Raw genomic sequence first — 14,208 nt, 5'->3', positions numbered from 1 at the left:
CTTCGCTGCTAAGAGACCTCGTCGCCGGCGGCCGCGAATTGCCGCAGGCTCGCGGCCAGCGCCTCCGGAACCCGGGCCTTGATCCGGGTGCCCTCCGGGTTGTGCTCGGCCTGCTGGACGCGACCGTCGGCGTGCATGCGCGCCACCAAGTCGCCGCGGTCGTAGGGAATTACCACGTCGACGGCGGTGTCGACGGGGGCAGCGAGCTCAGCCATCCGCCGCCGCAACGCGTCGATGCCGTCGCCGGTGCGCGCGGAGACGAACACCGCACCGGGCAGCCCGTGCCGGAGCTTGGCCACCATCAGATCGCTTGCGGCGTCGATCTTGTTCACCACCAGGAGCTCGGGCGGCGCATCGCCGTGGTGGTCGGAGATGACTTCGGAGACCACCTGGCGCACCGCATTGATCTGGGCCACCGGGTTGACGTCGGAGCCATCCACGACATGCACCAGCAGATCGGCGTCGATGACCTCCTCCAGCGTCGAGCGGAATGCCTCGACCAGCTGGGTGGGCAGGTGGCGCACGAAGCCGACGGTGTCGGTGAGTACGAATGGCCGGGCCCCCCTTTTATCGGGGTCGAACTCGGCGCGGCGGGTGGTGGGCTCCAGGGTGGCGAACAGCGCGTCCTGCACCAGCACCCCGGCCCCGGTAAGCGCATTGAGCAGGCTGGACTTGCCGGCGTTGGTGTAGCCGACGATCGCGATGGACGGCAAGGCGGCGTGCAGCCGGCGACTGCGCTGGGTGTCGCGGGCCTGCTTCATGTCCTTGATCTCGCGGCGCAGCTTGGACATCCGCTCGCGGATACGGCGCCGGTCGGTCTCGATCTTGGTCTCACCTGGACCACGCAGGCCCACACCTCCACCGCTGCCGCCGGCGCGGCCACCGGCCTGCCGGGACATCGACTCACCCCAGCCGCGCAGCCGGGGCAGCATGTACTCCATCTGGGCCAGCGACACCTGCGCCTTGCCCTCGCGGCTGGTGGCGTGCTGGGCGAAGATGTCGAGGATCAGCGCGGTGCGGTCGATGACCTTGACCTTGACGGCCTTCTCCAGCGCGGTCAGCTGTGCCGGCGACAGCTCGCCGTCGCAGATGACGGTGTCGGCGCCGGTCGCCAGGACCACTTCGCGCAACTCCTGCGCCTTGCCCGAGCCGATGTAGGTCGACGGGTCGGGCTTGTCGCGGCGCTGGATGAGGCCTTCGAGCACCTGCGAACCGGCGGTTTCGGCCAGGGCTGCCAGCTCGGCCAGGCTCGCCTGGTTGTCGGCCGCGCTGCCCTCGGTCCACACCCCCACCAGCACGACGCGTTCCAGGCGCAGCTGCCGGTATTCGACCTCGGAGACGTCGGCGAGTTCGGTGGACAGCCCGGCGACGCGGCGCAGTGCCGATCGGTCTTCGAGGGCGAGTTCGCCGACGCTGGGCGTCGAATTTAGGGAGCCCGTGTCGGGCGAATCAGGGAATGTCATAGCCACTTTCGATGGTGGCACGTCGCGGGCGGCAATGCATCTGAATTACTGCGCGCTCCACCAGGCATCACTGATCTCGCCATGTGCCACCAGCACCGACGGCCCGCGCAGGTAGCTGGTGGCGTCGGTGATGGTGACGACGACATCGCCGCCGGGTATGCGGACCGTCAGCGTGCCGGTGTCGGCCCCGGCGTCAGCCAGCGCGGCCACCGCGGCCGCGACCGTTCCGGTTCCGCACGAGCGGGTTTCGCCCACCCCGCGCTCGTGGACTCGCATCCGCACCACGCCGTCGGCGGCCGCGGTGAGCACCTCGACGTTGACGCCTTCCGGGAACTGCGCACGGTCAAAGTGCACGGGCGCACCGACATCCAGCGCGGCGAGCTCGTCGTCGCTCAGCTGTGGGTCGACGCACGCCAGGTGCGGATTCCCGACGTCGATCGCCAGCCCGCGCAAGCGCCTGCCGCCGACGACGGCCTCCCCGGCGCCCAGCCGGTTGGCCTTGCCCATGTCGACGGTGATGTCGGCGTTGGTGGCGTCGGCATGGTGCAGGCTGACCATCCGCGCCCCCGCCAGCGACCCGACGACGAACTCGTCGCGGGACTCGCACCCGCTGACGCGCAGGTAATGCGCGAACACCCGCACGCCGTTGCCACACATTTGCGCGGTGGACCCGTCGGCGTTGCGGTAGTCCATGTACCAGTCGCTCGCGCCAACACCGTCGGGCAGTCGATCGAGCACGCCGACCGCCAGGGCGGCACCCGCGGTGGTAATCCGCAGCACCCCGTCGGCACCCAATCCGCGGCGCCGGTCGCACAGCGTAGCCACCCGCCCCGCCGTGAGCGACAGCGCAGCGTCGACGTCGGGCAGCAGCACGAAGTCGTTCTGGGTGCCGTGGCCCTTGGTAAAGATCACCTGTTCAGGGTACGTGCCGCCACGCCCGCAAGGTGTCCGCGACGATGCGGGCGCGGTCGGACTCGGTCGCGGCGCCCACGTCGACCCAGTGCACCCGGTGGTCGCGGCGAAACCACGACCGTTGCCGTCGCACATAGCGCCGGGTGCCGAAGTACGTCTGCTCCTGCGCGTCACGCAAAGCTTCACCGCCGTCGCCGTCAAGAGCGGCAAGCACCTGCGCATAACCGAGCGCGCGAGACGCGGTTACGCCGTCGCGCAGGCCCTCGAGCAGCAGCGCGCGGACCTCGTCGACCAGGCCGTGCTCGAACATGGTGGCGGTGCGGCGGGCCAACCTTTCGTCGAGAATCGTTGTGTCACAGTCTAATCCGACGATAGCGGTGCCCCAGCGTGGGACACCGATGCGGGGCGCGGACGCGGCGAACGGCTGGCCGGTGAGCTCGACCACCTCGAGCGCACGCACCGTGCGGCGGCCATCGGTGGGCAGGATCGCGGCGGCGGCGGCCGGGTCGCGGCGGGCCAGCTCGGCGTGCAGCTCGCCCACCCCCAGCTCGGCGAGCCGCTGCTCCCAGCGCGCCCGCACCGCGGGATCGGTCGCGGGAAACGACCAATCGTCGAGCAGCGACTGGACGTAAAGCATCGACCCGCCCACGATCACCGGCACCGCGCCCCGGGCCGCGATCGCCTCGATATCGGCGACGGCGGCCCGCTGATAACGGGCGACGGTCGCGGTCTGCACGACGTTCAGGACGTCGAGCTGGTGATGCGGGATGCCACGGCGCGCTTCGACCGGCAGTTTGGCGGTCCCGATGTCCATGCCGCGGTAGAGCTGCATCGCGTCGGCGTTGACGATTTCCGCGCCCACCTCGCCGCTGAGTTGCTCGACGACGTCGAGGGCCAGCTGCGACTTGCCGGTCCCGGTGGGCCCGATAATCGCCAGTGGTCTCATGGCTGCCAGGCTCCGGCGAAGTACCCCACACCGTAGGGCGCTCCTCGATACAGCTCCTTGGCCGCGCGCGGCCCCGGCTCGGTCAGTCCCGCCATCACCTGGAAGGCGACCCGTCCGAGGATCTGCTCCGGCAGCCGGGTCAGAGTGTCGGTGTCGCCGTGCGCCAGGGCGTCGTCGAGGGCCAGCTGCGCATCGACGCTGCCGGGGTCATAGCCGCCGGGCGCGCCTGGCGTCAGGGTGTTCACGCCGTCGGCGACGACCAGCACACCGACCGGATCGGGCGCTTGGTCGATCTCGGCGCGCAGCCGCCTGCCCAGACCCAGCGCGGTGTCGACGTCATGGCCGTCGCGGTAGACGCGGACCTGCGCGCTGGCCTCGGGCCTCGCCTGGCCACGCAGCCAGCCGGCGATCAGCGCGCAGAGCGAGAAGTCGGCCACCGGCTCGGAGCGCTCGCCGCCCTGGGGCGAGAGCCGGACCCGCACGTCGGCGCCGTAGCCGGCAAAGCTGCCGATTCCGTTGGGGCCCAGCACGTCGTCGGCGCCGGCCGTTCCGATCACCACCCACCGCAACGGCAGCAGGGCGGCCGCGGCCAATACCGCAGTGGCCAGGTCGGCCACCTCGGCAGCCACTGCCCCGGTGAGCTCGGGAAGGAGCAGCGGCGTGGAGGGAACGATTGCGATGGCGCTCAGCACGCCACCAAAGTAACCGAAGGGTCGATGCCCGCTAGGCCAACGAGCTAGTCGGTCCGGGCGAAACGGTCAGCTGCATTCGGCCTCGGCGAGCCGCATCTCTCCCGATTTCCGCAGCGCTTTTTTTGCGAGTTTCTCGGCGACCTTGCTCGACATGGTCGCGGCTTCACCGCGGGCCAGAGCCACCGTCGCGACGACCACCACCACGATCCCCGCGGCGAGCACCAGCCTGGCCGGCCCGGTGCAGTCCAGGTACTCGCCCAGCACGGCGATGCCAAGGATCGAACCGACCACCGGCTTGGCCACGACGGAGGTCGGTAGTGAGGCGGTCAGCGAACCGGCACGGAACGACGACTGCTGAAAGATCATGCCGGCCAGCGCGGCGGCTATCCACGCGTAGAACTCCGGCGCCAGCAGCAACGCGCCGACGCCGTTTCCGACGACCTGGACAACGGCTTTGGTCAGCACCGCGAACAATGCCAACGACGAACCGGCGACGATGGCCAGCAGCACCGCAGCCACCGAGCCAGACCAGATCCGCGCGCCCAGCACGCAGAACACCAGCGCCGGGCCCATCACCAGGGCCACCACCGCCCAGGTTCCCACCGACCCGCGCGACGCTCCGGGATCCGGATCGCCGACGACGACCACCACGGTCAACGCGGCGGCCAGCAGCAATGCCCAGGTCCATTCCCAGCGGGTGACCGCACGCCGGGTCATCCGCGCGTAGATCGGCAGCGCAAACAGCAGGGCCGTCACCTGCAGTGCCGTGACCAGCATCACAGAGCCCAGCGTCAGCGCGGCGGCCTGCAGCACGTAATTGGCGATCGCTCCGCCCGCTCCCAGCCACCACTTCGAATCGCGCACCGACATCCGGAAGAGCTCGAGGTGGCCTACCGGTTTGTCGGTGATCTCCTGCGCTGAACGCTGACGGACGACATTCCCCAGCGCCGACGCGAACGCGGCGAGCAGTGCGAGAAGAACCGCGATTTCTGTTTTCTGCATCTGCGACGTCCTCCCCGGTGTGCGGACCCGTGGGCCCATCATCTGCGGCGGGTATGCACTACCCGTTTCGGAACCGTTTCCGTTGTGTGCGCGGTGAAACTGTCTGCGCTGCTCGAACAAGAAACGGTCCTGCGCAATAAGTAGTTCACGAACCTATGAACAGCCTGTGGCACGGCTGTGGCTGGCTGCTGACGCCCGACAAGACCGACGAACTCGCCCCCAATGGTGTCACACAGCCGGACGACCGGCTGTGTGACACCGGTGGCTCGACGACGATCGTGGCGGCCACATCGCGGGCCACAGCCGCCGTCGCACCGACCGCACCTTCGCTATCTTGACGTGCCCCCTGTAGCCCCACAAGTACCAACAACACCAATTGTCACTGTTACGGTACCGGGCGCAGCGACGTCGCCCTACGCCCCCAGCAACGGTGGAATTGAACTGTTATCCGGCCGGGTGCGCGCAGCTACGCCGGTTGCTCGACGGCGCCAGCGAGCGCCGCGTCGATGCGCTTACCGGTCGCGACGGCATCGACGCGCGCGAGCTCGGCGGTGGCCGCCGCTACCACCAACGCGGCCGCGATAAGGACGACCATTCCGCCGCGGCCGGTGTTCAGCGTCTCGCCGAGGACGACGACACCCAGCAACGCCGCTACCACCGGCTGGGACACCTGCAGGGTCGGCATGGACGCCGTCAGTGCGCCGGCCCGAAACGCCGACTGCTCCCACGCGAAACCGCCGAACGCGACCAGAAGCCAGGCATACAGCTCGGGACTGGTGAAGACCGCCCATCCGCCTTCGCCGAGCCGATGGACGACACCCTTGGTGAGCACCGCGAAGATCCCCCACAGCGCACCGGAGACGAAGGCGAACAGCACCGCGGCCAGCGCGCCGCCCCAGATGCGGGCGGCCACGATGGACCCGACCAGTAGCGGCCCCAGCACCGCCGCCACGTAGGCCCAGGTCTGAAGTGAGGCGTTCGCATGACCGGCCCGCGGGTTGCCGACCGTGACGATCACAGTCACCGCGGCCGTCAGCACCAGAGCCCAGATCCACTCCCGGCTGCTCACCGGGCGCTGGGCCAATTTCGCGCTGATCGGCAGCGCGAATAGCAGCGAAAGCACCAGTAACGCCTGCACGAGCAGCACCGAACCCTGGTCCAGCGCGGCCGCCTGCAGCGCGATGCTGCCGGTCAGGATCAGCACGCCCCATCGCCACCGCTGATTGCGGGCCAGCTTGGTGAACAGCTGCGGCAGGCGAAGCGATGGGTCGGTAATCCGGTGCGTCGCGCGTTGCTGCAGGACGTCGCCGATCGCGACGCACAGCGCGGAAGTCAACGCGAGCAACGCGGCGACATCGAGCTTGTCCATGTGCGGGTTCTCTCCGACGTCGAGGGCGGTTCTCGAGTAAAGATGCTGCGTGCACCACTGTTTCACAACGGGCCGTCTCGACGACGACGATCAGGTTGCGGTATACAGCCCGTCAAGCTGCTTGAATACTGGTGGAATCGGTGAAGGAGCAGCTGTTGATGGCAGCAGGTCTCCCGACTGAACGGGTGCCGCTACGCGCGGCAGGTGCGCGGGACAGCGAACGCGCGAAAGGGTGTAGAAGATTGTGACGAGCGCATGACCGATGACGCGCCCCGCTCCAGCGACGCGCCCAAGCCGACACCACGCCCGGGTCCGCGGCCTGGCCCTGGACCGACACCGCGACCCAGCGCCCACCCGGTGGTGTTGCCCCCGACCAGCAATCCGCACCAGTACGGACGCGTCGACGACGACGGGACGGTCTGGCTGGTCAGCTCGGCCGGCGAACGTGTTATCGGCTCCTGGCAGGCCGGCGACCGTGAGGCCGCATTCGCCCACTTCGGCCGGCGGTTCGACGACCTCAGCACCGAGGTCACACTGATGGAGGAGCGGCTGGCCTCCGGGAGCGGCGATGCGCGCAAGATCAAGGCCAACGCCTCCGCGCTTGCCGAGATGTTGCCGACGGCCTCCGTGCTGGGCGACATCGACGCGCTGGCGGGCCGGCTGACCACCCTGGTGGAGCACGCCGACGCCGCGGTCGCCGCCGATCGCTCCCGCCGCGACGAGCTCCGGGCCGCGCAGACCGCCCGCAAGGAGGCGCTGGCCGCCGAGGCCGAGGAGCTGGCCACCAACTCGACGCATTGGAAGGTCGCCGGCGACCGGATGCGCCAGATTCTCGATGAGTGGAAGACAATCAGTGGTCTGGACCGCAAGGTCGACGACGCGCTGTGGAAGCGCTATTCGGCGGCCCGCGAGGCGTTCAACCGGCGGCGGGGTTCACATTTCGCCGAGTTGGACCGCGAGCGCGCGGGAGTGCGGCAGTCCAAGGAAAGCCTGTGCGAGCGGGCCGAGGAGATGTCCGATTCGACGGACTGGGCCGGCACCAGCGCCGAATTCCGCAAGCTGCTGACCGAATGGAAAGCGGCGGGGCGGGCGAACCGGGACGTCGACGACGCCCTGTGGCGACGCTTCAAGGCCGCCCAGGACGCGTTCTTCACCGCCCGTAACGCCGCGACATCGGAGAAGGATCAGGAGTTCCGCGCCAACGCCTCGGCCAAGGAGGCGCTGCTGGCCGAGGCCGAGAAGATCGACACCAGCAACCACGAGGCCGCCAGGGCAGCAATGCGCTCGATCGCCGACAAATGGGAGGCGATCGGCAAAGTGCCCCGGGAGCGGTCGGCCGACCTGGAGCGACGGCTGCGCGCCGTCGAGAAGAAGGTGCGCGACGCCGGCGAAGCGAATTGGACTGACCCCGAGGCGCAGGCCCGGGCCGAACAGTTCGCGACCCGCGCCGAGCACTACGAGCAGCAGGCCCGCAAGGCGACCGCGGCCGGCCGGACCAAAGAAGCCCAAGAGGCACAAGCCAATGCCGAACAATGGCGCCAGTGGGCCCAAGCGGCCGCCGACGCGCTGACCCGCAAGTCCTAGCGGCCGTCGGCCTGGTCCGCGGGCGCCCCGTCCTCGGGGCTCTCGGGAGTGTCCGAATCGCCCAGGGTCTCTAGCAGCGGCCTGGAATGTTGCTCGGCACTGACGCGGCGGCGCTGCTCTTCGGCCGCGAGCTGCACGATCGTGCGCGACCACACCACACGGGCCCAGTGGAACGTCAACAGAATCACGGTGATCCATGCCACGAACAGCCCGATGCCGGGGCCGGGATGACCGGCCGCCACGGTCTGACGTGACCACACCGCCAAGAGCCCGGCCGCGCTGGCTATCGACGAGCCCGCCAGCGCGATCCAGGCCAGCGCCCAGCGACGCGTCAGCAATGCCAGCATCGAGAAACCGACACCGAAAACCAGTGCCAGCCAAGAGAATACCTTTGAGGGAAGGGACAAGGCGGCGGCGCCGGCGCCGTGACTGCTGAACAGCACATCCCATCCGCGGACATGTCCGGTGTGCGGCAGGATGAACGAGCCCAGCAGCACGAAAACAAGTATCGCAACGACGAATCCCCTTGGGCCAGGATCGATCTCGCGTGCTACGCGGCGTTCTGCGGCCTCGATCTCGGCACGCAGGGCGTCAAAGCCGGTGTGGTCTTTCGTCATCGGGTACATCCAAGGGGTGCTGGGGTTTCTGCGGGATCGACGGCGGCCCCGACGCCTGGCATGCCCAGACCGATGCCGCGCGGGCGTTGTCCGGCGGCGTGCGCGTCACCGGCCCGGGTGCGCCGGTGGGTCAGGATGCCGGCGTCGGCGATCAGGTGGTGCGGGGCGGCCTCGGTGACCGCCGTGGTGATGATGTCGCCGGGCCGCACCGCTGTGTCGGCGGTGAAGTGCACCAGCCGGCCGTCGCGGGCCCGACCGGTCATGCGGGCCGTGCGAGCGTCCTTACGTCCTTCGCCGGTGGCGACCAGCAATTCGACCCTCTGGCCGATCAGCTCCCGGTTGCCCTCCATGCAGATCTGCTCCTGCACCTCGATCAGCCGCTCATAGCGTTCCTGTACGACGGCCTTGGGCAGCTGTCCGTCGAGTTCAGCGGCGGGGGTGCCGGGCCGTTTGGAGTACTGGAAGGTGAACGCGGCCGCGAACCGAGCCTGGCGCACCACATCGAGAGTGGCGGCGAAGTCTTCTTCGGTCTCACCGGGGAACCCGACGATGAGGTCGGTGGTGATGGCCGCGTGCGGCATGGCCGCGCGAACCCGATCGATGATCCCGAGGTAGCGGTCGGCACGGTAAGACCGCCGCATCGCCCGCAGCATCCGGTCGGATCCCGACTGCAGCGGCATATGCAGGGCGGGGCAGACATTCGGCGTCTGCGCCATCGCCTCGATGACATCATCGGTGAACTCGGCCGGGTGCGGCGAGGTGAATCGCACGCGTTCCAGCCCGTCGATATCCCCGCAGGCCCGCAGCAACTCGGCGAAGGCGCCGCGGTTGCGGGGCAATGCCCGGTCGGCGAACGAGACCCCGTAGGCGTTGACGTTCTGGCCCAGCAGCGTGACTTCCAGCACGCCGTCGTCCACCAGCGATTGCACCTCGGTCAGGATGTCCGCCGGGCTGCGGTCGACCTCTTTGCCCCGCAGCGACGGGACGATGCAGAAGGTGCAGCTGTTGTTGCAGCCGACGGAGATGGAAACCCAAGCGGCGTAAGCGGATTCGCGAGCGCTCGGCAGCGACGACGGAAACTCCTGCAGCGCCTCGACGATTTCCACCTGGGCGACTTTGTTGTGCCGGGCCCGGTCCAGCAGCGTGGGCAGCGACCCGATGTTGTGCGTGCCGAACACGACATCGACCCATGGGGCCTTGCGCAGCAACGAGTCTCGGTCCTTCTGGGCCAGACAGCCACCGACCGCGATCTGCATGTCCGGGTTGTCGCGCTTGCGCGGGGCCAGGTGGCTGATGTTGCCGTACAGCTTGTTGTCGGCGTTTTCGCGCACCGCGCAGGTGTTGAAGACCACCACATCCGCGTCGGCGCCCTTGGCGGCGCGCTGGTAGCCGGCCGCCTCGAGCAGGCCCGCCAGCCGCTCGGAGTCGTGGACGTTCATCTGGCAGCCGTAGGTGCGGACTTGATAGGTGCGCGCCGACCCCGCCACGGCCCCGGAGGGGCTCGCGGCGTCTGGCGTCACTGTCGAAGTCACGGGGCCATGGTACGGCGACCGGGGCCGACGGCATTAACCCGCAGCTAGACCCGGCGGCGTTCCCGTTCGGCGGCGAGCTCGGCGAGGACGACTTCACAGGCCAGGTTTTGGCTGTAGCCACGGCGTGCCAGCATCCCCACCAGCCGGCGGGTGATCCGCGCGTCGTCGCCGCTCAGCGTGTCCCGTCGTAGCTTGGCCTGTACCAGTTCTTCGGCCCGGTCTCGCTCGGCACCGGCGTCGATCCCGGCCAGCACCGTGGTGATCACCTCTTTGTCGACGCCTTTGGTGTGTAGCTCGGCGGCCAAGGCGCGCTTGCTCTTTCCCGCCCTGGTGTGTCGGGACTGCACCCACTGTTCGGCGAAGTCCCGGTCATTCACCAACCCGACAGCGGCCAGCCGATCGAGTACCCGGGCACTGACGTCGCCGGGGTATCCGCGTTTCGTGAGCTGGCCGGTCAACTCGGCCCTGGTGCGCGCCCTCGCGGTGAGCAGGCGCAGGCACAACGCCCGCGCCTGCTCTTCGCGGGAGGGCTCAGAAGTCGACGGGAGCGGGGAGGACGTCGTCATCGGTCAAGACCGCGCCAATGCCAAGCTTTTCCTTGATCTTCTTCTCGATCTCGTTGCCGATATCGGCGTTCTCCATCAAGAAGTTGCGGACGTTCTCCTTGCCCTGGCCGAGTTGTTCGCCCTCGTAGGTGAACCAGGAACCGGACTTACGGATGAAGCCGTGGTCTACACCCATGTCGATCAGCGAGCCTTCCCTGCTGATACCCCGGCCGTAGAGGATGTCGAATTCGGCCTGCTTGAAGGGTGGCGCCACCTTGTTCTTGACGACCTTGACCCGGGTGCGGTTACCGACCGCGTCAGTGCCGTCCTTGAGCGTCTCGATCCGGCGCACATCCAGGCGCACCGACGCGTAGAACTTCAACGCCTTTCCACCCGTGGTGGTTTCCGGACTGCCGAACATCACCCCGATCTTCTCCCGAAGCTGGTTGATGAAGATCGCCGTGGTCTTTGAATTGCTCAGCGCGCCGGTCATTTTCCGCAGCGCCTGGCTCATCAGCCGGGCCTGCAGCCCGACATGGCTGTCGCCCATCTCGCCTTCGAGCTCAGCGCGCGGCACCAGCGCGGCCACCGAGTCGATGACCAGAATGTCCAGCGCGCCGGAGCGGATCAGCATGTCGGCGATCTCCAGGGCCTGCTCACCGGTGTCGGGTTGGCTGACCAGCAGGGAATCGGTGTCGACGCCGAGTTTCTTGGCGTAGTCCGGATCCAGGGCGTGCTCGGCGTCGATGAACGCCGCGACGCCGCCGGCCGCCTGAGCATTGGCGACCGCGTGCAGTGCAACGGTGGTTTTACCCGAGGATTCCGGGCCGTAGATTTCCACGACCCGGCCGCGGGGCAGGCCGCCGATGCCCAGGGCCACGTCCAGTGCGATGGATCCGGTCGGGATGATCGAGATCGGCTGCCGCGTCTCGTCACCGAGACGCATCACCGAGCCTTTGCCGTAGCTCTTCTCGATCTGGGCCATCGCCAGTTCGAGAGCCTTCTCGCGGTCGGGGGCTTGCGCCATGGTGTCTCTCCTGTAGTCGTTGTTCTCTGACCGGTATCGGTCGGTTGGCCGTGACACTAGAGAGACCCACCGACAAGTCATCGTCGAACAATCAACACTGTAGGCGAACACCTGTTCGATTCAAGTTCGACACGCCGTGCCGGTTCGGTGTGGCAATATCGGCTACCGAAAGAGCGTCGACGGGCCTGCACAAGCTGAGGAAACCGGTGCGAATCCGGTGCGGTCCCGCCACTGTGATCGGGCACCTTGCGACCCGAGAGCCAGATACTCACCGTCGGCGCTTCCTCGCTAGCCACTGGGGCGGATCTCCCCAGAGAGGGTGGTCGCGCACGCATGGATATCTCCGCCGAGCTGGCCGAAATATCTTCCTACAAAGGGTTTTTCGCGCTGACTGTGGGTGGTGCCGGGACAGGATGGCATCCGGTCCGCCAGGACTACGCCGACGGCTTCGCCGGTTTGATCGACACCATCGCGGAGCGCTACCACACGACGGACCTACGGATCGGCGCCTCGCTGGTTCATCTCGGCCACGCCACCCGGCTGTGGTCGCCGGTGCTGGCATGCGCATTGGCCCATGGCGTTGTTCCGGACCTCGACGACCTGCAACGTGCCGACGACGGGGCACAGCTCCGCATGCCCGAACCCACCGGAATATCGGCGCCGGACATCTCCGCGGAGTTGTTGTATCGCATTGTGGTGCAACACCATATGCAGCCGTTCGAGAGCGGTCTGCGGGTCAAGCTGGCGCCTGCCCTGCTGGCGGGCAACATCGCGTCCGCACTGGTCGGCGCGTCGCGGGCGCTGCTCGTGGCGCGGCCTGACCTACGCGCGCGGATTGTCGAGATCACCGACTCCCTGCTGGACACCGGCGTGCTGTCCGGATCCGGCGCTATCAGCGGCTCGCATCTGGGCTTCAGGCGCGACAGCTGCTGCCTGTTTTATCGCCTACCCGGGCGAGCCGTGTGCGGCGACTGCGTGTTTCGCCAGGCGCCACGGTCGAGTCGGAGATGAGTGTGCGCTGGTGGCGTTGAGTGTGCGTCCAGGGCGGGAAGCGTGCGTGTAGGGCGCCCTCGACGCACACTCGCTCACGGGTAGCGCGCGATACTCACCACTGCTCGCGAGGCACGTCGAAGTCGGCGCACAACGCCCGCCAGACGTCGCGTGGTTCGATGCCGTCCTCGATCGCCTGCGAAGCGGTCCGGCCGTCGAAACCGGGCAGCACGTGGTCTACCAGCACCGATGCGCCGTAGGCGGCGCCGAACCGCAACACCACCCGATCGTTGAACTCCGTCAGCCGCACGCCAGCCAACATACCGATCGCCATCATCGTGCGAGCGCCAGCGCTTGGTGGCATACCCGCACCGGGTCGGCGACGCGGTGGATGCCGGCAGCGGCCGTCCGGGCGGCCTCGCGGTAGCGGGGTGTCGACAACACCTCGTTGACCGCCTGGACCAACGCGTCGGCGGTCAACGGCCGGATCAGCCGCGCGCTGCCCTGGCGCATCACCCGATTGGCGATCTCCCACTGGTCGCCGCCGCCGGGCACCACCACCAGCGGCACCCCGGCCAGCAGCGTCTTGGCGACCATTCCGTGGCCGCCGCCGCAGATCACCACGTCGGCATGTGCCAACAGCTCGTCCTGACGTCCCAACCCGACCACCGCCCACGGCGGAACCGTCAGATCCGGTCCGCCCAACCGCGACACCAGCAGACGCGATCCCGCCGGCAATGTCTCCCCCGGCGTCAAGCAGCCCAACGCGACTTCGGCTAGACCTTCGGTCCCGATCAGCGCGGTCGACGGCGCGACGACCACCACCGGCCCCGAGCCGGCCGGGACCTCGAGAATCCGATCGGTCGGTTCGAAGTGCAGCGGCCCCACCACGACGGCCTCGGCCGGCCAGTCCGGACGGGAAACTTCCAGCGCGGGCAGCGTGGCGATCAGCCGACGCAGCGGCCCGGGATCGCGCGCCGGCAGTCCGATCTCGGCGCGGGATTTCTCACGCTGCGCCAGACCCGCGCGCACCGACCGCGCCGTCATCGCCCGCATCGCGGCATCGCGCAGCCGGCCGCGGATACCACTACCCGGCGCCAGCCCGCTGCCGATCGGCGGCAACCCCTTCGACGGCAGATACAGCGGATGCGGGTTGAGCTCTATCCACGGGATGCCCAGCAGCTCGGCAGCCATGCCGCCGCCGGCGGTGATGACGTCGGACACCACCAGGTCGGGCGCCAGGTCGCGCAGCGCCGGCACATTGAGCACGGCCATCCGCGCCGCACGCCGGTGGATTCGGGCCCCGGCATCGAGGTCTTCATCGGTCGCCGCGAGCCCGTCGAGCGCGACAGCCTGGATGCCGACGTCGCGGGCGGCCTGGATCCATTCCTCGCCGGTGAACAGGGTGGGCTGATCGCCCGCGTCCTGGAAACGCCGACTCAGCGCGATCGCGGGAAACGAGTGCCCGGGATCCGGCCCGGCGACCACGGCGACTCGCACCGCCTTACCCTGCCACAGGGCCCGGCCGG

At 68.7% G+C, this 14,208-nt stretch carries 15 protein-coding genes and 1 riboswitch; of the genes, 3 read left to right on the top strand and 12 right to left on the bottom strand.

The window, feature by feature from the left end:
• Window positions 1-8: 8 nt before the first annotated feature.
• From hflX to ACZY0B_RS04665, 5 genes are all read right to left on the bottom strand, one after another.
• Window positions 9-1,463: a GTPase HflX gene (gene hflX, locus ACZY0B_RS04685; protein WP_463762851.1), complete on the bottom strand. Its 1,455-nt coding sequence runs from the start codon at window positions 1,461-1,463 to the stop codon at window positions 9-11.
• Between the two features lie 45 nt (window positions 1,464-1,508).
• Complete coding sequence (gene dapF, locus ACZY0B_RS04680) at window positions 1,509-2,375, bottom strand: diaminopimelate epimerase (protein WP_463762849.1); 867 nt, start codon at window positions 2,373-2,375, stop codon at window positions 1,509-1,511.
• A gap of 4 nt (window positions 2,376-2,379) precedes the next feature.
• A complete protein-coding gene (gene miaA, locus ACZY0B_RS04675; RefSeq protein WP_463762847.1) occupies window positions 2,380-3,321 on the bottom strand; it encodes a tRNA (adenosine(37)-N6)-dimethylallyltransferase MiaA in 942 nt (313 codons plus the stop codon).
• A complete protein-coding gene (locus ACZY0B_RS04670; protein ID WP_463762845.1) occupies window positions 3,318-4,013 on the bottom strand; it encodes a class III extradiol ring-cleavage dioxygenase family protein in 696 nt (231 codons plus the stop codon). The genes miaA and ACZY0B_RS04670 overlap by 4 nt, the downstream gene beginning before the upstream one ends.
• Before the next feature lie 66 nt (window positions 4,014-4,079).
• Window positions 4,080-5,015 carry a DMT family transporter gene (locus ACZY0B_RS04665; protein ID WP_463762844.1) on the bottom strand — a complete coding sequence of 312 codons (936 nt, stop codon included), beginning with the start codon at window positions 5,013-5,015 and terminating at the stop codon, window positions 4,080-4,082.
• A gap of 155 nt (window positions 5,016-5,170) precedes the next feature.
• Between ACZY0B_RS04665 and ACZY0B_RS04660 the strand changes: the two genes are divergently transcribed.
• Entirely contained in the window at window positions 5,171-5,353 is a 183-nt protein-coding gene (locus ACZY0B_RS04660) for a hypothetical protein (protein WP_463762842.1), read from the top strand.
• Between the two features lie 128 nt (window positions 5,354-5,481).
• Here ACZY0B_RS04660 and ACZY0B_RS04655 read toward each other — a convergent pair whose 3' ends face one another.
• Complete coding sequence (locus tag ACZY0B_RS04655; RefSeq protein ID WP_463762840.1) at window positions 5,482-6,384, bottom strand: DMT family transporter; 903 nt, start codon at window positions 6,382-6,384, stop codon at window positions 5,482-5,484.
• Window positions 6,385-6,639: 255 nt separating this feature from the next.
• Between ACZY0B_RS04655 and ACZY0B_RS04650 the strand changes: the two genes are divergently transcribed.
• Window positions 6,640-7,968 (top strand): DUF349 domain-containing protein, encoded by a 1,329-nt coding sequence (locus tag ACZY0B_RS04650; protein WP_463762838.1) that lies wholly within the window; start codon window positions 6,640-6,642, stop codon window positions 7,966-7,968.
• Here ACZY0B_RS04650 and ACZY0B_RS04645 read toward each other — a convergent pair.
• From ACZY0B_RS04645 to recA, 4 genes are read right to left on the bottom strand one after another with little or no spacing between them, the layout of a single operon-like run.
• Window positions 7,965-8,594: an Rv2732c family membrane protein gene (locus ACZY0B_RS04645; protein WP_463762836.1), complete on the bottom strand. Its 630-nt coding sequence runs from the start codon at window positions 8,592-8,594 to the stop codon at window positions 7,965-7,967. The genes ACZY0B_RS04650 and ACZY0B_RS04645 overlap by 4 nt on opposite strands.
• Complete coding sequence (gene miaB / locus ACZY0B_RS04640; protein ID WP_463762834.1) at window positions 8,582-10,117, bottom strand: tRNA (N6-isopentenyl adenosine(37)-C2)-methylthiotransferase MiaB; 1,536 nt, start codon at window positions 10,115-10,117, stop codon at window positions 8,582-8,584. Before miaB ends, ACZY0B_RS04645 begins: the two co-directional genes overlap by 13 nt.
• 44 nt (window positions 10,118-10,161) lie before the next feature.
• On the bottom strand, window positions 10,162-10,683 hold the full coding sequence (gene recX, locus ACZY0B_RS04635; protein WP_463762832.1) for a recombination regulator RecX: 522 nt from the start codon (window positions 10,681-10,683) through the stop codon (window positions 10,162-10,164).
• The gene (recA, locus tag ACZY0B_RS04630) at window positions 10,649-11,689 is read right to left on the bottom strand and encodes a recombinase RecA (RefSeq protein ID WP_463762830.1); all 1,041 of its coding nucleotides are present in this window, start codon (window positions 11,687-11,689) and stop codon (window positions 10,649-10,651) included. Before recA ends, recX begins: the two co-directional genes overlap by 35 nt.
• Window positions 11,690-11,852: 163 nt before the next feature.
• Window positions 11,853-11,979: riboswitch (cobalamin riboswitch) on the top strand.
• Window positions 11,980-12,022: 43 nt separating this feature from the next.
• Between recA and ACZY0B_RS04625 the strand changes: the two genes are divergently transcribed.
• The gene (locus ACZY0B_RS04625) at window positions 12,023-12,700 is read left to right on the top strand and encodes a (2Fe-2S)-binding protein (protein ID WP_463762829.1); all 678 of its coding nucleotides are present in this window, start codon (window positions 12,023-12,025) and stop codon (window positions 12,698-12,700) included.
• A 94-nt stretch (window positions 12,701-12,794) separates the two neighbouring features.
• On the opposite strand, the gene ACZY0B_RS04620 is transcribed toward ACZY0B_RS04625, so the two are convergent.
• Together ACZY0B_RS04620 and ACZY0B_RS04615 are read right to left on the bottom strand one after the other, a co-directional pair.
• On the bottom strand, window positions 12,795-12,989 hold the full coding sequence (locus tag ACZY0B_RS04620) for a DUF3046 domain-containing protein (RefSeq protein ID WP_463762828.1): 195 nt from the start codon (window positions 12,987-12,989) through the stop codon (window positions 12,795-12,797).
• Window positions 12,990-13,012: 23 nt separating this feature from the next.
• On the bottom strand, window positions 13,013-14,179 hold the full coding sequence (locus ACZY0B_RS04615; protein ID WP_463762826.1) for a glycosyltransferase: 1,167 nt from the start codon (window positions 14,177-14,179) through the stop codon (window positions 13,013-13,015).
• Window positions 14,180-14,208: the final 29 nt, after the last annotated feature.

The organism is Mycobacterium sp. IDUB_19, assembly GCF_055419445.1.
The sequence above is the reverse complement of the archived record's forward strand: the minus strand, read 5'-3'. Positions and strand labels throughout refer to the sequence as shown.